The sequence below is a fragment of the Oerskovia enterophila genome, assembly GCF_044748475.1.
In the GTDB taxonomy this organism is placed as follows: domain Bacteria; phylum Actinomycetota; class Actinomycetes; order Actinomycetales; family Cellulomonadaceae; genus Oerskovia; species Oerskovia enterophila.
Map to the genome: position 1 here is coordinate 423,922 of NZ_JBIVFZ010000004.1, position 20,099 is coordinate 444,020.

Annotated in this window: 16 protein-coding genes; 3 read left to right on the forward strand and 13 right to left on the reverse strand. The window is 71.7% G+C overall.

From position 1 onward, the window contains the following. Positions 1-269 precede the first annotated feature (269 nt). From ACIPWA_RS14885 to ACIPWA_RS14915, 7 genes are all read right to left on the reverse strand, one after another. The gene (locus ACIPWA_RS14885; protein ID WP_139107594.1) at positions 270-1,031 is read right to left on the reverse strand and encodes a GntR family transcriptional regulator; all 762 of its coding nucleotides are present in this window, start codon (positions 1,029-1,031) and stop codon (positions 270-272) included. A 94-nt stretch (positions 1,032-1,125) separates the two neighbouring features. Continuing rightward, positions 1,126-2,118: an NAD-dependent epimerase/dehydratase family protein gene (locus ACIPWA_RS14890; RefSeq protein WP_248948242.1), complete on the reverse strand. Its 993-nt coding sequence runs from the start codon at positions 2,116-2,118 to the stop codon at positions 1,126-1,128. Beyond that, the gene (locus tag ACIPWA_RS14895; protein ID WP_068623402.1) at positions 2,115-2,915 is read right to left on the reverse strand and encodes a sugar phosphate isomerase/epimerase family protein; all 801 of its coding nucleotides are present in this window, start codon (positions 2,913-2,915) and stop codon (positions 2,115-2,117) included. The genes ACIPWA_RS14890 and ACIPWA_RS14895 overlap by 4 nt, the downstream gene beginning before the upstream one ends. Next, positions 2,912-3,661, reverse strand: coding sequence for a ThuA domain-containing protein (locus ACIPWA_RS14900; RefSeq protein WP_068623400.1), 750 nt, complete (start codon positions 3,659-3,661; stop codon positions 2,912-2,914). Before ACIPWA_RS14900 ends, ACIPWA_RS14895 begins: the two co-directional genes overlap by 4 nt. Beyond that, complete coding sequence (locus tag ACIPWA_RS14905) at positions 3,658-5,316, reverse strand: type 2 periplasmic-binding domain-containing protein (RefSeq protein WP_400291269.1); 1,659 nt, start codon at positions 5,314-5,316, stop codon at positions 3,658-3,660. Before ACIPWA_RS14905 ends, ACIPWA_RS14900 begins: the two co-directional genes overlap by 4 nt. Positions 5,317-5,342: 26 nt before the next feature. After that, positions 5,343-6,236: a carbohydrate ABC transporter permease gene (locus ACIPWA_RS14910; RefSeq protein WP_068709984.1), complete on the reverse strand. Its 894-nt coding sequence runs from the start codon at positions 6,234-6,236 to the stop codon at positions 5,343-5,345. Next, positions 6,233-7,222 carry an ABC transporter permease gene (locus tag ACIPWA_RS14915; protein ID WP_231907862.1) on the reverse strand — a complete coding sequence of 330 codons (990 nt, stop codon included), beginning with the start codon at positions 7,220-7,222 and terminating at the stop codon, positions 6,233-6,235. The genes ACIPWA_RS14910 and ACIPWA_RS14915 overlap by 4 nt, the downstream gene beginning before the upstream one ends. Before the next feature lie 183 nt (positions 7,223-7,405). On the opposite strand from ACIPWA_RS14915, the gene ACIPWA_RS14920 reads away from it, so the two are divergent. Further along, on the forward strand, positions 7,406-9,091 hold the full coding sequence (locus tag ACIPWA_RS14920; protein WP_400291272.1) for a beta-N-acetylhexosaminidase: 1,686 nt from the start codon (positions 7,406-7,408) through the stop codon (positions 9,089-9,091). Between the two features lie 64 nt (positions 9,092-9,155). Here ACIPWA_RS14920 and ACIPWA_RS14925 read toward each other — a convergent pair whose 3' ends face one another. Further along, positions 9,156-9,764: a GNAT family N-acetyltransferase gene (locus tag ACIPWA_RS14925; protein ID WP_248948238.1), complete on the reverse strand. Its 609-nt coding sequence runs from the start codon at positions 9,762-9,764 to the stop codon at positions 9,156-9,158. Then, positions 9,761-11,542, reverse strand: coding sequence for a glycoside hydrolase family 9 protein (locus tag ACIPWA_RS14930; RefSeq protein ID WP_400291274.1), 1,782 nt, complete (start codon positions 11,540-11,542; stop codon positions 9,761-9,763). Before ACIPWA_RS14930 ends, ACIPWA_RS14925 begins: the two co-directional genes overlap by 4 nt. A 213-nt stretch (positions 11,543-11,755) precedes the next feature. Between ACIPWA_RS14930 and ACIPWA_RS14935 the strand changes: the two genes are divergently transcribed. Further along, on the forward strand, positions 11,756-13,303 hold the full coding sequence (locus tag ACIPWA_RS14935; protein WP_400291276.1) for an APC family permease: 1,548 nt from the start codon (positions 11,756-11,758) through the stop codon (positions 13,301-13,303). A gap of 167 nt (positions 13,304-13,470) precedes the next feature. Here ACIPWA_RS14935 and ACIPWA_RS14940 read toward each other — a convergent pair whose 3' ends face one another. Next, positions 13,471-15,204, reverse strand: coding sequence for a M20/M25/M40 family metallo-hydrolase (locus ACIPWA_RS14940; RefSeq protein ID WP_400291278.1), 1,734 nt, complete (start codon positions 15,202-15,204; stop codon positions 13,471-13,473). Between the two features lie 160 nt (positions 15,205-15,364). Then, on the reverse strand, positions 15,365-15,874 hold the full coding sequence (locus tag ACIPWA_RS14945) for a hypothetical protein (RefSeq protein WP_400291280.1): 510 nt from the start codon (positions 15,872-15,874) through the stop codon (positions 15,365-15,367). 98 nt (positions 15,875-15,972) lie between these two features. Here ACIPWA_RS14945 and ACIPWA_RS14950 point away from each other — a divergent pair, with 98 nt between their 5' ends. After that, positions 15,973-16,710: an MIP/aquaporin family protein gene (locus tag ACIPWA_RS14950; RefSeq protein ID WP_056652954.1), complete on the forward strand. Its 738-nt coding sequence runs from the start codon at positions 15,973-15,975 to the stop codon at positions 16,708-16,710. Positions 16,711-17,010: 300 nt separating this feature from the next. On the opposite strand, the gene ACIPWA_RS14955 is transcribed toward ACIPWA_RS14950, so the two are convergent. After that, positions 17,011-17,724 (reverse strand): TetR/AcrR family transcriptional regulator, encoded by a 714-nt coding sequence (locus ACIPWA_RS14955; protein ID WP_400291282.1) that lies wholly within the window; start codon positions 17,722-17,724, stop codon positions 17,011-17,013. A gap of 22 nt (positions 17,725-17,746) precedes the next feature. After that, complete coding sequence (locus ACIPWA_RS14960; RefSeq protein ID WP_400291283.1) at positions 17,747-20,077, reverse strand: YhgE/Pip family protein; 2,331 nt, start codon at positions 20,075-20,077, stop codon at positions 17,747-17,749. Positions 20,078-20,099: the final 22 nt, after the last annotated feature.

Sequence of the window (20,099 nt, forward strand, 5' to 3'; positions counted from 1 at the left end):
GTCGACCTCCCCGTCATGGTGCTCCGACGGCCCACATCAGGGGGCAGGCCGAGGAACCAGTGAGTACATTACTAATACCAATATAGACCACATGGCATCAGAGGGATACCAGGAGTGTGTGTTCAGCGGATCGGGAGATGCCGTCGGCGTCGGCGGACGAGCACCGCGAGGATCGAGGCGATCAGGAGGTGGACGCGCCTCCCGGCGCGGGGACGACCGAGCGACGACCGCCCCGGAGGGCGGTCGTCAGTCAGGTCGGAGACCGTCCGTCAGAGCGGGCGGTGGCCGTTCGGCCGCGCGAACGTGGTGTGCAGACGGTAGCGGTCGCCACGGTAGGTGATGGTCGTGATGAGCACGACGCGCCCCGCACCGTCCTCGAGCACCTGCCGCATGACCAGGACGGGCGCCCCCTCGGTGAGGCCCAACGGTCCGGCGTGCTCCGCGCTGCTCCCGCGCGCCTCGATCATCGAGTCGGCCTGGAGCGGGGTCGCGCCCCGGGCGGCGAGCTCGTCGAGGAGCGAGGCGTCGGAGAAGTCGACGCCGTCGATCCCCGGGGCGAACGGCAGCGGGACGCGCGAGTCGTCGATCCCGATGGGCACGCCGTCGAGGAGCCTCACGCGGACCAGGTGGAAGACCTCGGTGCCCGCGACGACCCCGAACTCCTCGGACTCGTCGAGCGACGCGGGGCGCACCTCTGCCCGGAGGACGACCGACGTGGGCTCGAGCCCCTTGCGGTGAGCCGTCTCGGTGAAGGACTCGAGGGTGTTGGGCCACTCGGGCTCCGCCTGGGGCTGGGCCACGTACCAACCGCGACCGTGCGACGAGCGCAGCGCGCCCTCCTCGACCAGCTGCTGGAGCGCCTTGCGGAGCGTGACGCGGCTGACCCCGAGCTGCAGGCAGAGCTCGCGCTCGGCGGGGAGACGGCGGCCAGGAGGAAGGTCACCGTCGGTGATCTGCGCCCGGATGATGTTGGCCGCCTGCACCCACAGGGGATCCGGGTCGTCCGTCGCCGACACCGTCGACCGCATCATGTTCCAAGCCCCTCGCGTCTGGATCGTCAACCGTCGAACCTCTCCGTGAATATAGCCGCAAACCACCTGAACACCCCGCCGGGACCTGCCGGGCTCACTGCGGGACCCGGACCCCGGCCAGCTCGTCGAACGCTTCGTCGAGCCCGGCGTCGACCGTACGGCGCGACGGCTCGGCGTCGAACCAGGCCACGGACTCCCGCATCCCGCGCGCGACGTCGTAGCGCTCGCGGAACCCCGGGACGAGCTGCTCGAGACGCGTCCGGTCGTAGATCACGGTGTGGCGGAAGTCCTCCTGGAGCACGAGCCCCATCCAGTCGACGACCCTCCCCACGTCCTCGCTCGACCGGTGGACGAGCGTCGGACGCACGCCTGCCGCCCGTCCCACTGCCTCGTGGATCCCGTCCCAGGTGACGAGCTCGCTCGAGGTGATGTGGACGGCCTCGCCCACGGCGTGCGCGCTCCCCAGGAGCGGGACGAACGCGCGGGCGAAGTCGTCCGCGTGCATGAGGTTCCACAGCGAGGTGCCGTCGCCGTGGACGACGACCGGTCTCCCCTGGCGCATGCGCTCGACCGCGGTCCAGCCGGCGAGCAGCGGGAGCGTCGTGCGGTCGTAGACGTGCGAGGGGCGCACGACCGTCACGGGGAACCCCGCCCGGTGCGCTGTCTCGAGGTACGTCTCGGCGGCGATCTTGCCGGCCGGGTACTCGAAGCGCGGAGCGCTGCGCGCCGCGGACTCGCGGATCGGCAGGACCGCCGCCGGGTGCTCGTACACCGAGCACGTCGAGACGAAGACGTACTGGTCGGTCCGCCCCGAGAACACCTCCACGTCGGTCGCGACGTCGGCGGCGCTGTAGCCGATGAAGCTCGCCACCGAGTCGAAGCGCTCGCCACCCAGGACGGTGCGGAGGGCGTCGGCGTCCCGGGCGTCGGCCACGAGCGTCCGCACCCCCGCGGGCACCGGACGGGTCGTCGACAGACCGCGGTTGACCACGGTCACGTCGTGCCCGGCCGCGACGGCCTCGCGGACGCACGCCGAGCTGATCACGCCGGTCCCGCCGAGGAAGAGGAGTCGGAGGGGGATGGTCACGGGTTCTCCTTGCCGTGGGTGCGAGCGGCCTGCCCGACGCCGGAGCGCCCGTGCGCGAGCCGCCGCCCGGTCAGGTGGTCGTAGGACTTCTCGAGGGCCTCGAACATGTCCCCGGACGTCCGGTCCAGCTCGACGATGCACCAGTCGAGCGCGGTACAGGAGCGCACGGCAGCGTCGACGTCGAGCGTCCCGTCCCCGAGCGCGACCATGTGGTCGTCCATGCCGCGCGCCGGGCCGTCCTTCGCGTGCAGCAGCCTCACCCGGTCGCCCAGGCGTGCCGCGAGCGCCGCCGGGTCGAGCCCGGCGACCGCGACCCAGTACATGTCGAGCTCGAGCACGACCGCGGGGTCGAGCGCCGCGAGGAGCGCGTCGTACGCGAGCTCGCCTTCGTACGAGGCCGTGAGCTCCGCGAAGTGGTTGTGGTACGCGATGGTCATGCCACGCCGCGCCGCTCGCTCGGCTCCCTCGTTCACCCGCTCGAGGCCGCGCAGCATGGCGTCCCGGGTCACGAGCTCCTCGGGCTCGAGGCTCCATGCGAGCGTGTCGACCCCCAGCTCCTCGTAGGTGTCGAGCGTCCTCTCCCCCTCGTCCCCCGCGGGGAACGGCGCGTGCGCGGAGCAGATCTCCAGCCCGAACCCGTCGGTGAGCGAGCGGAACTGCGCGGGGCTGCGCCCGTACAGCGAGATGGGCTCGACAGCGGCGAAGCCGATCGCGGCGAGGCGTCCGAGCACCGCGGGGAGGTCACGTCCGGCCAGCGTGTGGACGGACCACAGCTGGACGGCGACGGGCGCGCTCATGCGGGCGCTCCGCCGTCGGGCCCGATGAAGCGACCGTTCCCCAGGGGGAAGCGCGTGGACCACGACGCGACGGCGTCGAGGCCGACGCCCCCCGCCCACAGGACCGCCTGCCGCACGACCTGACGGAAGTGCGGGCTGCCCCACGCGCGCATGTCGTGCCCCAGGGCCACGTACACCACGCGTCCCTCGCCGTGCTCGCGGACGTAGACGATCGGCTGGGTGCCCCCCTCCGGGGTCGTGCGATCGGCGAGCACCGTGACGTCGTCGCGGCACTCGATCACGTAGTACTCGTCCTCGATCACGAAGTCGGCCATGTGCGCCGTGACCGGGTGTCCACCGCGGACCCGGACCGTGTAGGTCCCCTCGGAACCGGCGTCCCCGTGGGACACGTAGCGGGAGCCGACGAGCTCGTACGCCACCTGGTCGGCGTCGATCCCGCCCTCCTCGAACCCGAAGAGGTTCGAGGAGTGCAGGACGACGAGCCCCTTGCCGGCGGCGACGGCCGCCGACAGGGCCGCCTGCTGCTCGGGAGCGAGGTGGGTGCTCGACCGGTAGAGCACGTAGACGTCGGCCTCGGCCGTGACCGGCAGGGGGTCGACGAAGCGGTCCGCACCCACCGCGCGATCGGCGACCACGCCGCCCTCCAGGACGATGTCCCGCAGGGCCGACGAGGCGCCGAGCAGGTCGTGGTGGAGGTCCGTGCCGTCCACCACGACCAGGGCGCGCAGGGGCCGGGAGAGCCTCACGCCGCTCCCTCGGCGTACTCGGCGGCGATCTTGTCGCCACCGTTCTTCTTCCACTTCGCCACGGCGGCGTCCAGGCTCGAGGCCTTCTCGCGGCCGAGGAACACCGCGGTGATCGCGTCCGTCATGCCCTGCTCGAGCGAGGCCCCCTTGGCGTTCTGCACCGAGGAGTAGAGGTGCTGCACCGGGTTGTCCGTGAGGTAGGGAATGACCGAGCTCTGCCAGGCGTGGATGGCCGCGTCGACCCCCGGGGCGCCCTGCGGCGTGCAGAGCACCTGCGCACCGCCCGCGATGTACGCGAACCCGAGGTCCTGCTCTCGCTGGCCGCGCGTCGTGAGGACGGGCACGCCGTCCTGCAGGGTGTAGTTGTCGCCCTCGCGGCCGTAGGACTGGACGAACGACTCCTTGGAGCCGAACGGCGCGGCGAGCCAGTTCATGACGCGCAGGAACCGGTCGACCTCGGCTGCGTCCTCGGTCTTCTTGAGCATCGTGATGGCGTAGGCGCCGCGCCCGGTCCAGTAGGTCGGGTTCCCGCCGTCCGTGCCGAACGAGCTCATCATGCCGAACTTCAGGTCCCGGTGCTCCGAGATGATGCCGAAGGCCCGGTTGCCGTCGTACGTCATCGCCAGACGCGACGAGCTGAACAGGGAGTCGCGCTGCGTCTTGTCCATCGTGGCGGTGTCCGGGTGGAAGTAGCCCTCCTTGTAGAGCGCCGCCATGCGCTCGATCGCCGGGACGAACCCCTCGTGCTCGTAGTGCGAGGTGAACGTCCCGTCCGAGTTCTTCTGCCACTTGTTCGGCAGCCCGTCCATCTGCAGCAGGAAGTCCGTGATCGGCGTCGCGAGGGCGTAGACGCCGGCCTTGGCGTCGGTGACCGCCTTGAGCGTCTCGACGAACTCGGCGTAGTCCTGGGGGTGCTCGCTGACCCCGGCGGCCTGGAACAGGTCGGTCTTGGTGTACATCTGGCCGCCGAAGACCGGGTCGGACTTGGGTACGCCGTAGATGCGCCCGCCGAGCATGCCGTTGCGCCAGGCGTACTCCTGGATGCCCGCGAGGTTGGGGTACTTCAGGACGGCGTCTCCCGACAGGTGGTCGGAGAGGTCCGTGAACTGCGCCGCGGCCAGCTCGGGGAGCCGCGAGACGCTCATGTTGACCGGGACGGAGACCACGCGGGGCAGGTCGTCGCCCGCGACCATGGCCGGGAACTTCGTCGGGAAGTCGGCGTAGGGGACGAGGACCGGCTTGAGCTTGAGATTCAGCTCCTCGTTGAGCGTCTGCCAGTAGGCGTTCTCCTCGAGGGGCGGTGCCGGCTGGCCGTAGGTCATGACGAGGAACTCGAAGTCCCCGCCGTCCCCGACGGCCTCGGTGACCGTACGGGGACCGTCGAGCGGGAACCGGTCGTACACGTCCATGACGCCCTGGGCCGTCCCCGCGAGGGTCGGGGTGGGCTTGAGGGGTTCGAGGTAGGTCGGGGGCGCGACGGTGGGGCCGCCCGCTGCGGCGGCGGCACCCGACGTGCCGCCCCCGGTCGAGCAGGCGGAGAGCAGCGAACCGCCGAAGGCCGCGGCGGCGACCCCGAACAGCGACCCCTTGAGGATCGTCCGGCGGGAGACCCCCGTCGTCTCGAGGCCGAATGAGGAACCACGGTGTTGCGTCATCGTCTCTATCTCCTTGGTCTGGCTGCTCAGCCCTTGACGGCGCCGGTGAGCATGCCCTTGGACATGTGCTTGGTGAGGAACGGGTAGGCGCAGAGGATCGGCAGCGTGGCGATCACGACGAGCGCCATCTGGACCGCCTGCTGGGGTGGCATGACCGTGCCCGGGAGGGGCGAGGCCGTGCTCGTGACGTTGTTCTGCAGGACGAACGAGCGCATGAGCAGCTGGAGCGGCCACATCTCCGAGTCGTTCAGGTAGAGCAGCGGGCCGAAGTAGTTGTTCCAGTAGCCGACGGCGAGGAACAGGCCGACGACCGCGATGACGGCTCGCGACAGGGGCATGACGATCGACCACAGGACGCGCCACTCGCTCGCGCCGTCGATCCGGGCCGCGTCGAAGAGCTCCCCAGGGATCCCCTGGATGAAGCCGCGCACGATGACCACGTTGAACGCACTCACCGCGCCCGGGATGATGAGCGCCCAGTAGGTGTTGAGCATCCCGAGGTTCTTGACCATGAGGTAGACGGGGATCATGCCCGGGCCGAACAGCAGCGTGATGAGCACGAACGTCAGCAGGCCGCGCTGGAAGAGCGAGCCGCGCCGGCTGAGCCCGTACGCGGCGAGCACGGTGCAGAACAGGCTGAAGGCGGTCCCCACGGCGGTGATGCCGATGCTGATGAAGATCGACCGGGTCACCTGGGTGCCGTCGAAGATCTGGCGGTAGGCGTCGAGCGAGAAGCTCGCCGGCCAGATCACGTAGCCGCCGTTCGCGTCGATGTCGGCCTGGGTCGCCAGGCTCGTCGAGACCACCACGAGGAACGGGAAGAGGACGAGGGCGCACAGGAGGGCGAGCCCGAGGCCTCGCACGATCGACGTACCCAGGCGTGGCGTGCCCTGCCATGCGGGGCGCTGGACGGTGCTCATCGCTGGTAGACCCCTTCTTCTCCGAGCTTGTGCGCGAGCTTGTTCGCGGCGAGGACGAGGACGAGGCTGATGATCCCCTTGAGGAGGCCCGCGGCCGTGGCCGTCCCCCAGCTCCCGTCGACGACGCCGTTGTAGTAGACGTAGGTGTCGAGCACCTCGGCGGCCGCGGGTCCGACCGCGTCGCGCTGGAGCAGGATCTGCTCGAACCCGACCGTGAGGGAGTCGCCGAGACGCAGGATGAGCATCAGGACGATGATCGGCCGCATCCCCGGGAGCGTGACGTGCCAGAAGCGCTTCCAGGGACCCGCGCCGTCGAGCGCCGCGGCCTCGTAGAGGTGGCCGTCGATCGCCGCGATCGCCGCGAGGAAGATGATGGTCCCCCAGCCCGCGTCCTTCCAGATGCCCTGCACGGTCAGCAGGAGCTTGAAGGTGTCCGGGTTCGACATGATGTCGATCGGTGTCAGGCCGTTCGTGATGAGGAAGCGGTTGAGCACCCCCGCGCCACCGAAGATCTGCTGGAAGAGCGCCACGATGATGACCCACGACAGGAAGTGCGGCAGGTAGATCACCGACTGGGTGAACCGCTGGATCGTGGGCCGCACGACCGAGTTGAGGAAGACCGCGAGGACGATCGGCACCGGGAAGAAGAGCACGAGCTGGAGCGCCGTGATCTGCAGGGTGTTCGACAGCGCGCTCCAGAACGCCGAGTCGGAGAAGAGCGTCGTGAAGTTGTCGAACCCGACCCACTCCGAGCCGGTGAAGCCCAGGAACGGCACGTAGTCCATGAACGCGATGACGTTGCCGAGGAGCGGGACGTAGGTGAAGAGCAGCAGCACGAGGGCCGCCGGCGCCACCATGACGAGCAGCGGGTAGTCGCGGCGCAGCCGGGTGAGGAAGGCGACGTGCCTCCTGGGTGGTGTGCCCGCCGGGGACGGCTCGTGGGGGCGCCCCGCCTCCGTCCGCGCAGGTGCTTGGTCCAGTGCCACGCTGACCCTCTCTCTCCCGTCGCCCTCTGGCCTGCTCCACTGCAAACCAGATAAGACCACTAGTTGCCAGGAACATACCACTGAGTCCAAGAGAGTGACAAGATCGCCGATCCGCGGGAAGGTTGTCCCATGTTGTCTTATACGAATCCGCGCTCGGCGACCGATGAAGGTCTCGCCGACGACATGCCCCGGGGACCCTACGACACGCTCCTTCCCCGCCCGAAACGTGCAGGTCAGCGGCCCGGGCGGCTCGACCTGCGGCCCGGCGTGGCGGTCCGCGTCGGGCTCCGCACCGAGGCGGCGCCCGTCGGCGCCCACCTGCCGGACGGCACGCTCGCCGCCGCGGAGCAGTCCGTCCTCCGCGCCGTCGCGCGCCTGGGCCTGCTCGCGGGGAACCTGCGCGACGACGGCCCACCGGTGCCCCTCGAGGTCCGGGTGGGCCGGACGGCGACCGAACCCGAAGGCCCCGCCCACACGATCGACGTGGCCCCCGAGGGCGTCACGATCGAGGCGACCGACCTCGAGTCCGTCTCGCACGCCCTCACGACCCTCGCCCAGCTCCTGCCCCCCTCGGCGCTGCGCGGGTCGGGCCTGCCCGACACGGCGCTCGACCTCCCGTGCGGGCGCGTGGAGGACTCGCCCCGGTACCCGTGGCGCGGGGGCATGCTCGACGTCGTGCGCCACTTCGCTCCCAAGCGCACCGTCCTGCGCTACATCGACCTGCTGGCAGCCCACCGGTTCAACCGGATGCACCTGCACCTGACCGACGACCAGGGCTGGCGGATCGCCAGCGAACGCTTCCCCCGGCTGGCCGAGGTGGGGAGCTGGCGGCCCTCGACGCGCCTGGGCCCCGACGGTGAGCACGACCGCACGCCCCACGGCGGCCGGTACTCGTTGGCCGACCTGCGCGAGATCGCGCGCTACGGGCGCGAGCGGGGCGTCGTGGTCGTGCCCGAGATCGACGTCCCGGGCCACACGTCGGCTCTCCGGGCCGCCTACCCGGAGCTCGGCCGGCCGGGGGTCGACCACACGGTCCAGGACACCGTGTGGGCCGGGGGCTCGTCCGTGAGCCCGACCCAGCCCGTGGTCACGTTCCTCACCGAGGTGCTCGACGAGCTGTGCGACGCGATGGACGTCCCCTACGTCCATCTCGGAGGCGACGAGTGCGACATGTCCTGGTGGTCCGAGGACCCCGAGATCTCCCGTGAGATGGCCGAGCACGGCTACACCGAGCCCGCCCAGATGCACGCTCACCTGCTGCGCGCTCTCGCGACCCACCTCTCGACCCGCGGGGTGCGGGCGATCGTGTGGGACGAGGGCCTGGTGACCGGCGGGGTGCTCGACGACACGATCGTCATGGCCTGGCGCGGCGAGCGGGCGTCGTCCCGTGCGGCCGAGACCCACGACGTGGTGCGCTCGCCCCTCTTCCCGACCTACTTCAACTTCGACCAGTCGGACGACCCGCGCGAGCCCCGTTCCGAGGGAGGCGCCATCACGCTCGACGACGTCGCGGCCTTCGCCCCGGCTCCCGCCGGCTGGACCGACGCCCAGCGCGGCCACGTCCTGGGCGGGCAGTTCCAGGTCTGGAGCGAGTGGGTCCCCGACGAGCGGCGCATCGACTACCTCGCGTTCCCCCGCGCGTGCGCCCTCGCCGAGGTGCTGTGGTCCGGAGCGATCGACGACCGCCCGGACTTCGACGCCCGGCTGCGGCACCACCTGGCCCGGCTGGACGCGCTGGGCGTCGAGTACCGCCCGCTCGAGGGTCCCCACCCCTGGCAGCAGGGCGGCGAGGGCGTGTGGAAGCGGACGTCGACGGACACGATCGGCGCCACCCGCACCTGGGTCGAGTCGGTCGCCGACGCCCCCTGAGCCCGTCGGTCAGGCGCCGGGTGACGACGAGGTCCCGTCGTCACCCGGCCCCCGCCGTGCGGGCTCAGCGCAGGTCCATGACCATGGTCGAGCCCCAGTCCGCGTCCCTGACCGACGTGAACCCGACGCGCTCGTAGAAGGCGCGCGCCCCGGGGTTGCCCGACCCCACCCCCAGGTGCAGCCCGGGCACCCCGCGTTCCTCGAGCCTCGCCACGAGCTCGGCGATCAGGCGCCTCCCGACGCCCGCCCCCTGGCAGCGGGGCAGCAGGTCGACGTGCAGGTGCGCGGGGTACCTCTCGTAGAGCTCGTCGGGCGTGACCCGGACGTCGTGGAGGTGCGCGACGCGCTCCCAGTCCTGCGTCCCGTCACGAGGGTCCGCGGCCAGGCTGCGGGGGTACTGCGCGCGGAGCGCGGGCCACCACGCGGCCTCGAGCCACTCCTCGAACGCGAGCGTGTCGGCGGTGCCCACGACGTAGCCCCCGAGGCCGAGCTCGTCGACGTGGACGATCGTCAGCCCCGGGTCGGCCACGGGGTACGGCCCCGCGTAGACGTGCCCGAGCAGGTGCGGGTCGGTGTAGAGGCCGGTGGCGTCGCGGCCCGAGTCGCCCGTGCGCAGGCACACGTCGTACATGCCGGGCAGGTCGAACGGCTCGAACGTCCGCAGCCCGCTCACCGGACCGCGCTCACGGCGAGCAGGAACCAGCCCGTGTGGGGGATCCACTGCTCGGCCCACCGCCAGGAGTCGCCGCTGCCGGCCGGGCCGGGCGGCATGAAGTCGACGTCCTGCTCGTCGTCGAACCCGCTCGTGATCCCGTTGAGGATCCCGCCGGGCACGTTCTGGAAGGCCGTCGAGTACTCGACGTTGTTCGCGCCCCTGCCCTGGAGCATCGACGCGTCGAACGGGTTGAGCCCCGTGACCCAGTGGACCTGGTCGTCCGCGAGACGCAGGAGCCGCGCCCGGGCGTCCGGCGGGCACTCGTCGAGCTCGGCGCACCGGACCGCCGCGTAGGCGACCGAGGAGACGTTGGCGTTCTCGCCCTGCCACCAGTAGCCGGTCTCGTTCGCGTGGGGGTAGAAGAACGCGGTGCGCGGTTCCTCGCCGTCGGGCTGCACGTACTGGCGCAGGTAGCCGAACGGGTTGGGGACGTCGTCGACCCGGCTCGCGGTCGCGAGCGCGAGCGCGAGGGCCGTGCGCCGTGCACGGGCCGCGAGGGGGACGTCGCCGCCCACGTCGGGCACGGCCTCGGCGAACCGCAGCAGGGCGACCTGGGGCAGCCCCGTCTCGGCCGCGTGGAAGAACGGACGCCCGAGCACGTCCCCCTCGAGGAACCCGATCCCGTCCGGGTCCGTGCGGTAGCGGTCGCAGAGCGACGTGGCGCGGCGGCGCGCGGCCTCCTCCACGGTCGCGCGGAGGTCCTCGTCGGCGGAGCGGGGCGCGGCGGGCTCGCGGAGCGCGACCAGCAGCTCGGACGCCGCGAGGAGGGCGCAGTAGTCGTCGATCACCGACTCCTCGCCGTCGAACAGGTACTCCCGGTTGTGGGTCTCCAGGTGCTCGAACCCTCGGACGGCTGCCGCGAGGTAGCCGGCGCGGGTCGTCTCGCCGTCGTCGTCGAGGGTCGAGGCCCGAGCGAGCGCGGCCACGGCCAGCCCTCCACCGTGCCGGTAGCCGGCCTGCCAGCGCTGCGTGCGCACCGAGTCCTGGAGGGGCGCCGTGATCACGCGCTCGTGCAGGTCCTTGGTGAGCGCGTCGAAGATGCCGGTGTAGAAGTAGCCCTCGGGCGACTGGAAGCGCACCAGGAAGTCGGCCCCGAACAGCGCCTCGTCGCGGAGCCGGTTGCCCTGCGCCCGCCAGAGCTCGGGGTGCCGGTGCTCGAGCTCGTCGCGGGCCGCCATGAGCGCCCACGCGCAGAGCGGGATCTGCTGCGGGCTCATCATGCGCGTGTAGGTCAGGTGGCTGAGGAACTTGGAGAAGTCTCCCGAGGCGTCGAGCCAGCCGCCGCGCGCGTCGACCTCGCGACCCGAGTCGTCGCCGTAGAAGCGAGCGTGGCGGTCCTTGCGGTCGATCTCCCCCGAGGAGCGGACCGCGCGGAAGTAGGCGGCGACGTCCGAGACGGTCGAGTACTGGAGACGGTGGTCGCCCACGATCACGTCGCGCGAGGCGTGCACCTGGTCGGCCGCGACCACCTCGACACGGTAGGTCCCGGGCGCGAGCTGCTCGGGCAGCTCGATGCGACGGTAGGTCCCGGTGGTCCAGCCGGGGACCTGTTCCTCCGGCCCGACGGCGAGGCTCACCTCTCGGGACACGTCGCCCGGGTCCGGGGCGTCGACGCGCACGAGCCGGGCGGAGGTCACGTCCACGGGGACGGTCGTGGCGACGACGGCCTTCTTGGTCCCGGTCGCGGCGTAGCCGAGGTGGTTCACGAGCACCGTGAGCGGGGCGGTGAGCCTCATGCACCCACCTGCTTCGTCGTGCCCAGCAGGGGACGGCCGTTCGTCGCTGTCATCGCTCTCCACCGTTCGTCGCATCCGTACCACTAGATACCAGAAGATACATCATGAGACACGGAGCGCACCCCTCCTCCTCGGCGAGGGACCTCCTCGACGGATGGTGCGCCGTCGGGCCCCCACCGCGCGTGATGCCCACCCGGCCGACAGACTGGAGCGATGGCCAAAGGTGTTCTGCGACTCAAGTCCGTCGAGGAGTCCCTCGCGTCCCTCGACGACCCGGAACGCTCGCTCAAGCGCGACCTCAACGCCTGGGACCTCGCGGTCATGGGCGTCGCGGTCGCGGTCGGGGCGGGCATCTTCTCGGTCGGTGCGACGGCCGCCGCGAACTTCGCCGGGCCCTCGGTCATCATCTCGTTCGTCATCGCCTCGATCGTGTGCGCGCTGGCCGTCATGTGCTACGCCGAGTTCGCCTCGGCGCTGCCCATCGCGGGCTCGGCCTACACGTTCTCCTACGCGACCATGGGCGAGCTCGTCGCGTGGATCATCGGCTGGGACCTCATCCTGGAGATGCTGCTCGCGGCGGCCGTGATCGCGAAGTTCTGGGGCATCTACCTCGCGGACGCGTTCTCGCTGTTCGGCGTGGACCTGCCGCTGAGCATCCCGATCGGCCCGGTCGACCTCGAGTGGGGGCCGGTGTTCATCGTCGGGGTCTTCACGACGCTCCTCGCGATCGGCACCAAGCTCAGCAGCCGCATCAACAGCGTGTTCACGATCATCAAGGTCGCGATCACGCTGTTCGTGATCGTCGTGGGCTTCTTCTACGTCAAGGCCGAGAACTACACGCCGTTCATCCCGCCGTCGCAGCCCGCGCCCGAGAAGACGGCGCTCGAGCAGCCCCTGTTCGGGTTCCTCACGGGCCTCGAGCCCACGACGTACGGCGTCATGGGCCTGCTCGCGGGCGCGGCGCTCGTGTTCTTCGCGTTCATCGGGTTCGACGTCGTCGCGACCACGGCCGAGGAGGCCAAGAACCCGCAGAAGACCATCCCGAAGGGCATCCTCAGCGGTCTCGCGGTCGTCACGGTGCTGTACATCCTGGTGACGCTCGTGGTCACGGGCATGGTCCCGTACACCGACCTCGCGGCCTCGGACGACCCCTCGCTGACCACGGCCTTCATCCTGGTGGGCGCGGACTGGGCCGGGCGCGTCATCTCGGTGGGCATCCTCATCGGCCTGACGACCGTCATCATGGTCCTGCTCCTGGGCCTCACGCGCGTCATGTTCTCGATGAGCCGCGACGGCCTGCTGCCGCGCGGCGTCTCCAAGACCTCGCACCGCTTCCACACCCCGGTCCGGCTCCAGGTCGGGGCGGGCATCGTGGTCGCGCTCATCGCGGGGCTCGCGCAGGTCGAGCTGCTCGAGGAGATGATCAACATCGGGACGCTCTCGGCGTTCGTGCTCGTGAGCTTCGGCATCCCGATCCTGCGCCGCTCGCGCCCGGACATCCCGCGCGGCTTCCGCGTCCCGTGGTCGCCAGTGCTGCCCATCTTCTCGGGCGTCGCGTGCCTGTGGCTCATGACGAACCTGACGACCCTCACGTGGTTGCGGTTCCTCGTGTGGGTCGTGATCGGGCTCATGCTCTACGCGTCGTTCGGGTACCGCAACAGCCTGCTCTCGAAGCGCAACGTGGCGGCGCGCGAGGCGGCTGAGGCTGCGGGTGCGCCGGGCGAGGCCGGTGCGCCGGGCGACGCGGCCCCACCTGCCTGACCTTCCCGTGCCCGACGGCGCCCCCTCCTCCGGCGAGAGTCTCACCGGAGGAGGGGGCGCCGTCGTGCATTGCCGCCGAGGTAGAGGGATCACGTCGAGGTAGAGGGCCGGGACCCTCTCTCTCGACGGTCGGCCTCTAACTCGGCGACCTCGGGCTCACGAACAGGTCAGCAGGTGAGCGCCGCGTAGTCGACCGTGTAGGTCTCCTGCGAGCCCGCGTCGTCCCACGCCCTGACGGTCACGCTGCCCGCCGGGAGCGAGCCGGACCGGGCGCTGAACGACTGGTGCACGTTCTTGTCCGGGTTGACGTGGTTGAACGTCTTGGTGCCGAACGGCGTCGAGAAGAGCACGTCGAGCGGCCGGTCCTCACCGTTGATCGCGACGACCGAGAGCGTGGCGACCTTGCCCGTGCAGCGCGCGGTCGCCGTGAGCCCCGTGAGCTCGGGGTCGACGGGCGAGACCACGCCGTTGATCGCCGACGTGTCGGCCGCGAGCGACGCCGTGGCGTGCGCGATCGCCTTGGCGTTGATGTCGAGCGCGACCGGGTCGATGTTCTCGATGTCGTCGTTCACCGAGTGGTAGTTCGGGTCCTGCCAGATCCCCGCGGTGCCGCCGAACAGCGCGACCTCCGCGTCGGTCTTGATGTCGTCGGCCCCCGTGAACAGGCCCGAGGCCGGGACGCCGTTCGCGATGAACGCCTGGTAGTCCGACCGGCCCGAGAACTCCGAGTCGACCCAGGCCTGACCGATCGAGTCGAAGTAGTCCGTGAACACGTCCTCGGTCTCGGGCGAGCCCGGCGGGACCTCGACGGGCGCCGGGTAGGTGGACTCGTCGGCGTCGTAGACCCCGATCACGTAGTTCGGCGAACCCACCATGTCGAAGTTCAGGTAGGTCGCGATCTGGTCGAGCGTCGTCGGGTCGTTCGCGACCAGGTCGTCGACGTAGTGCGTCGACCCGACCAGGCCCACCTCCTCGGCGCCCCACCAGGCGAAGCGCACCTGGTTGTCGAGCGGGCCGCCGTGCTCGGCGAGCTGGACCGCGGTCTCGAGGATCGCCGCGGAGCCCGACCCGTTGTCGTTGATGCCCGGCCCCTCGGGCACGCCGTCGAGGTGCGCACCGAGCATGACGACGTTGTCAGCCCGGCCCGTGCTCGTCTCGGCGAGGATGTTGAAGGTCGTGTGCGAGACGATCGACGTCTGGAGCACGTAGGTCGCGTCGGCCGGGCCGCCCGCGAGCGCCGCGAGGATGGCCTGACCCGCGGCCTGCGGGATGCCGACCGCGGGTACCCAGTCGTCGCTGGGTGCACCGAGCGTCGGGTTGAGGGCGCCGATCGTGTTGTTGTAGATGATGACGGCCGAGGCACCGGCCTCGGCGGCGAGCTGGACCTTGAGGCCGAACGCGCACGTGCCGCGGCTGATCAGAGCGACGCCGCCCGTGGCCTGGACCCCGGCCCAGTCTTCGGCCGTGCAGCCGTGCTTGAGGGCGTCGACAGGCTGGACGAGCGGGCCCGTCACGCCTCCTGCGGGGGTGTCGGGGGCGAACTCGGCGGGGTAGACGTCCTCGGTGACGGCGACCCCTGCTGCCGTGAGCGAGAGCTCGTCGACGTTCAGGTCCTCGAACGTGAAGTACTGGCGCTCGGGCGTGTACCCGGCGTCGGTCAGGACCTGCTCGACGTACGCGGCGCTGGCCTCGTAGCCGGGGGTCTCGATGGCGCGGTTGCCGCCGTTGGCGTCCGCGATGGCCTGGAACTGTTCGAGGTGCTGCATGACGGCCTCGCCCGAGACGTGGTCCTCGAGCGGGGCGGGCGGGGCAGGCGGGGCTGCCGCTGCCGGTGGGACGAACACCGCGGCGAGCCCCAGGCTCAGCGCGGCGACGGACGGGACGATCGGACGTGTTCTCACACTCGTTCTCCTCCACTGGTCCCCCACGCAGGCGACCGCACACTCGGCGCGACGTTGCGGGGAGTTCGGTTGTCGCGAGCGTAAGGGCAGCGGGCAGAACACGACAGAGGAAAGCGGGGACTTAACACGATACTTACCGCATCGTCCCTTTTCAGGTGACTTACGGGGCCTCACCGACCCCGTCGAGCGGGGTGATGAGCGCCCACCCGTCGCCCGACCCGGGGAGCTGGAACGACGCAGCGTCCTTCAGGTAGAGGCGCACCTCGCCGGCGACGTCGAGCGGGTCTCCGTCGGGGTAGGCCTCGCCCGTGCACGTCGGAGGTGTGGAGACGACCTCCAGGCGTTCGCCCGGCTCCGCGTCACCCTTCACGACCGACCCGACCTCGATCGACCACACGGTCGCCTCGGCACCGAACATCGACCGGGTACCGGCCTGCTCGACGACGGTCGCGTCGACCACGAGGTCGGCCTGCTCGGTCCGGGCCGCGTCGTCCGGGAAGGAGGCCCAGCTCACGCACGTCTCGCTCCCGGACCCGGGCACGCACGCGGCGAGCAGCCCGGTCAGCACCCCCGCCGCCGCGGCCACCGCCGCACGTGCGACGACGGACCGCGGCGAGCGACGCCGTCGGGCCTGGTGTGCCGTGGTCCCGACCGTCTCCGTGCTGTCCATGACCCGCAAGTGTTCCCGAGCGCCCCGCCTCGCGCCAGGCCGCGTCTCGCGGGGTGTCGCGCCACCCGCCCGGCCCCCGCCCCTGGCAGGGTGTGCGCATGGATCCCGACTACTCCCTGGCGGTGCGCGCCGCGTGCGAGTTCATCGGCACGGCGATTCTCATCATCATCGGCAACGGCACGGTCGCGAACGTGCACCTCAAGGGGTCCAAGGGCTACGGCGGCGGCTGGAGCCTGATCGCGATGGGCTACGGGTTCGGCGTCATGATCCCGGCCCTCATGTTCGGCGGGATCAGCGGGAACCACATCAACCCGGCGTTCACGATCGGGCTCGCGACGTGGGGCATGTTCCCGTGGGCCGACGTGGCGCCGTACGTGGTCGCGCAGATGCTCGGGGCCATGGCGGGGCAGCTCGCGATCGTCGCCACGCACAAGCCGTACTACGACCGCACCGAGAACGTCGACGACGTGCTCGCGACCTTCTCGACCGTCAACGCCGCGCACAGCCGCCTGAACGGGTTCGCGAACGAGCTGCTCGGCTCGGTCATCCTGTTCTCGTGCGCCCTGGCGATCATCAACTCGCCCCTGACGACGACCGAGCCCGGTCTCGCGCACCTCGCGCTCGGCTTCCTGGTGTGGGGGCTCGTCGCAGGGCTCGGCGGGCCGACGGGGCCCGCGCTCAACCCGGCCCGTGACCTCGGGCCGCGCATCGTGCACGCGCTCCTGCCCCTCAAGCACAAGGGCCCCTCCGACTGGGGCTACGCGTGGGTGCCCGTCGTGGCGCCGCTCCTCGCGGGGCTCATCGGGGTGGGCTGCTGGAAGCTCCTGCTCGGCTGAGCAGTGCAGCGGCCCGACGGCGGAGCGTGCGCCCTGCCGTCGGGTCGCCCTCGGCACGCGCGTCCCGCCGTCGCGTCTCGGCCGAGCCGGGCACAGGCCTGGGTCCCGGGCGGACGTGTTTCTGCGCAGCCACCACAATTGTGGTGGCTGCGCAGAAACACGTCTCCCCCCTGGTGACACCACATCCCGTCTGTGCAGTGCGCTGCCGACGGTAAGGCACGCACCGCTTGTCGCGCGCCCGGCGCCCGCGGGCGGCGAGTGCGGCCAGCACCACGGCTCAGGCCGGTGGGCCGACGCCCGTCACAGCCCCGCGACCAGCTCCAGCACCGCGGCCAGGACCTCGTCGAACTCGCGCTCGGGCTGGAACACGAGCCACTCGAGGCCCGCGACGAGCGTCGCCCCGAACACCGACGCCGCGAGCAGCGACACGTCGGCCCCCGGTCGTTCCTCGCGCAGCGCGGCCGCGTAGAACTCGATGACGCGTGCGCGGATGTGCCCGACCGTCTCCTGCCACTCGCGCCCGACCCGGAAGACCTCGGCCGCGAGGAGCTTCGCGAAGTCCGGGTGGGCGCGGATCTGCTCGAGCAGGGACGCGATGAGCGCCGCGAGTGCCGCCTTGCCGTGCAGGTCCGCGCGGGCCGACTCGAGCGTGAGGGTCAGCCGTTCGAGCCCGCCCGCGAGCGCGGCCTCGAACACGTCGGACTTGGACCCGAAGTTGTAGTAGACGCTGCCCTTGGCCACGCCCGCCGCGGACGCGATGTCCTCGACGGACGTGGCCGTGAAGCCCTGGTCGGCGATGAGGCTCACGGCCGCGTCGATGATCTGCTGCCGGGTCCCGGCGCGGCGGGCCGCGAAGGCCTGCTCGCGCCGGGTCCCCGTCGGCACGTCGGGCTCAGCGGCCCCAGCGGGCGCCCCGGAGCCAGCGGCCCCAGCGGAGCCTGCGGTAGCACCGGGCTCGAGGGGCCCGACGGCGTCGCGTCCGTCCGCCGTCGGGTCCGCCTCGGTCGTCGTCATCGTTCGTCCAACCTCTTCGTCGTCAGATCTCGAGCGCCGGGTGCAGGCGGTCGAGGGTCCAGGTGCGCATGCGTCCCGCCCGCCAGGCGCTGATCGCCAGCGACGCTAGCAGCAGCACGCCGAGGTAGACCACCGCGAACCAGAGCCGTCCGTCGACCCCGCCCGTGATCGTCTGGCGCAGGCCGTCGACCGCGTAGCTCATGGGCAGCAGCGGGTGGATGGCCTGGAAGAACGCAGGCGTGGTCTGCACGGGGTAGGTGCCGCCCGAGGACGCGAGCTGGAGCATGAGCAGCGCCAGGATCGCGACCTTGCCCGCGGCCGGGCCGAGCAGCGCCATGAGGGCCTGCTGGAGCGCGAGGAACGTCGCGGCGACGAGCGTCGTGAACGCGAGCGTCCCGAGCGCGTGGGTCATGTCGAGGCCCACGCCCCAGTGGATGACCGCAAGCATCACGGCAACCTGCGCGAACCCGATGCACAGCGCGGGCAGGAACCCGGCGAGCGTGGTGCGCAGACCCGACGCGGGCGTCGCGAGGGCCCGCGAGGGCAGCGGACGCATGAGCAGCCACGTGATGAGCGCGCCCACGAACAGGGCGAGCGGGATGAAGAACGGCGCGAAGCCCTCGCCGAAGCCCTCGGCCTCGGCCAGGTCGGTGTCCGCGACGGTCACGGGGGCCGCGATGACCTCGGCGCGCTGCTCGCGCAGGGCCGTGCCGTCGTCGGGGATCGCCTCGGAGCCCTCGGCGAGCTTGTCGGTCAGGGTCTGCGCGCCCTCGGTGAGCTGGGCCCCGCCGTCGGCGACCTGCGTGGCCCCGTCGGCCAGGGTGCGGGTGCCCTCGGCGAGCGCCCCCGCCCCGGTCGCGGCCGACTGCGCGCCCGTCGCGAGCTGCTGGGCACCCGAGTAGAGGGACGAGGTCCCGGCCGCGAGCGTGCCCGCCCCCGACGCGAGCGACGCGTTCCCGGCCGCGAGGTCGGAGGCCCCGCCGCGCAGGGTCGAGAGGCCGCTGCTCAGGTTCGCGGCACCGGCGGCCACGCCGTCGACGCCGTCTCGGACCGTCTGCGTGCCCGCGCCCGGGTGGAGCTGGGCGTCGATCTGCGCGGCCCCGGCCGAGGCGGCCTTGATGCCCGACGAGAGGGCGGGCAGCCCCGCGGCGACCTGCTGCGAGCCGTCCGCCAGGGCCTGGAGGCCGGCCGCGCTCTGCGCGAGCTCGGCGTCCGAGGGGAGCTGGCCCAGCGCCTGCTTGTTCGCGGCCGCGAGCGCCTGGGCCTGGGGGTCGGTCGAGGCGCCGAGCGCCGCCGCGTTCTGCTGGAGCAGCGCGCGGAGCGTCGGGACGCTCCCCGCGAGCGAGGTGACCTGTCCCTGGACCTGCGTGACGCCGTCGGACACCTGCTGGGCGCCCGCGGCGGCCTTGTCCGCCCCGGCCACGAGGCCGGTCGGGGCCGTGAAGCCCGTGGCGAGCTGGTGAGCGCCGTCGGCGAGCTGGACCATGCCCGACTGGGTCGTGGCCGCACCGGCCGCGAGGGCCGAGGCCCCGTCGGCCGCGGACGAGGCGCCCGCGGCGAGCCTCGAGGCGCCCGCGCTCGCGGAGGACGCGCCCTGGGACAGCGCGCCCGCTCCGTTCGCGAGCTTGCCCGCGCCGGTCACGGCGCTGCCCGCGCCGTCGGCGAGCTGGTCGATCCCGGACGCGAGCGTGCCTGCGCCGTCGGCGGCGGACGAGGCGCCGTCGGCGACCTGCGTCGCACCGTCCGTCAGCTGACCGCTCGCGGTCGTGAGCGTGAGCGAGCCGTCGGAGGCCTGCGCGAACCCGTCGCGCGCGCTGCCGAGGCCCACGAGGACCTTGTCGACGGCCTGCGCGCCGATCTCCTCGCGCACCGCGCCCTGGACCTGCGTCATGGCGCTGCGTCCCAGGGTCGTGGCGAGGAACGAGTTCGCGTCGTTGTACGTGACCATGAGCTCCGCGGCCTGCGGGTCGTCGCCCGCGGCGCTCGCGATGCCCTCGGAGAAGCCCTCGGGGATGGTCAGCGCGAAGTAGTAGGTGCCGTCCTTGACGCCCTTCTCGGCCGTCGCGGCGTCGACCTGGGCCCACTCGAGGTCGCCCGAGTCGACGAGCTTGGTCGCGACCTCGTCGCCCGCGTTCAGCGTCTCGTCGCCGTCGTCCGAGGCGATCGTGGTGCCGGTGTCCGCGTTGACGATCGCGACAGGCAGCTTGTCGAGGTTGCCGGTCGGGTCCCAGAAGGCCCACAGGTACATGGCCCCGTAGAGCAGGGGCACGAAGATCATCGCGCCCACGGCGAGCTTGGGCAGGAGGCCGCGGCGGAACCGCCGCAGCTCCGTACCGGTGGAGGTCCAAGACATCACGAGAGGTGTTTTCCGTTCT

Coding starts and splice junctions, on each gene's coding strand:
- ACIPWA_RS14885 (WP_139107594.1), bottom strand. CDS start 1,031: ATGATGCGGTCGACGGTGTCGGCGACGGACGACCCGGATCCCCTGTGG.
- ACIPWA_RS14895 (WP_068623402.1), bottom strand. CDS start 2,915: ATGAGCGCGCCCGTCGCCGTCCAGCTGTGGTCCGTCCACACGCTGGCC.
- ACIPWA_RS14905 (WP_400291269.1), bottom strand. CDS start 5,316: ATGACGCAACACCGTGGTTCCTCATTCGGCCTCGAGACGACGGGGGTC.
- ACIPWA_RS14910 (WP_068709984.1), bottom strand. CDS start 6,236: ATGAGCACCGTCCAGCGCCCCGCATGGCAGGGCACGCCACGCCTGGGT.
- ACIPWA_RS14920 (WP_400291272.1), top strand. CDS start 7,406: ATGCCCCGGGGACCCTACGACACGCTCCTTCCCCGCCCGAAACGTGCA.
- ACIPWA_RS14930 (WP_400291274.1), bottom strand. CDS start 11,542: ATGAGGCTCACCGCCCCGCTCACGGTGCTCGTGAACCACCTCGGCTAC.
- ACIPWA_RS14935 (WP_400291276.1), top strand. CDS start 11,756: ATGGCCAAAGGTGTTCTGCGACTCAAGTCCGTCGAGGAGTCCCTCGCG.
- ACIPWA_RS14945 (WP_400291280.1), bottom strand. CDS start 15,874: ATGGACAGCACGGAGACGGTCGGGACCACGGCACACCAGGCCCGACGG.
- ACIPWA_RS14950 (WP_056652954.1), top strand. CDS start 15,973: ATGGATCCCGACTACTCCCTGGCGGTGCGCGCCGCGTGCGAGTTCATC.
- ACIPWA_RS14955 (WP_400291282.1), bottom strand. CDS start 17,724: ATGACGACGACCGAGGCGGACCCGACGGCGGACGGACGCGACGCCGTC.
- ACIPWA_RS14960 (WP_400291283.1), bottom strand. CDS start 20,077: ATGTCTTGGACCTCCACCGGTACGGAGCTGCGGCGGTTCCGCCGCGGC.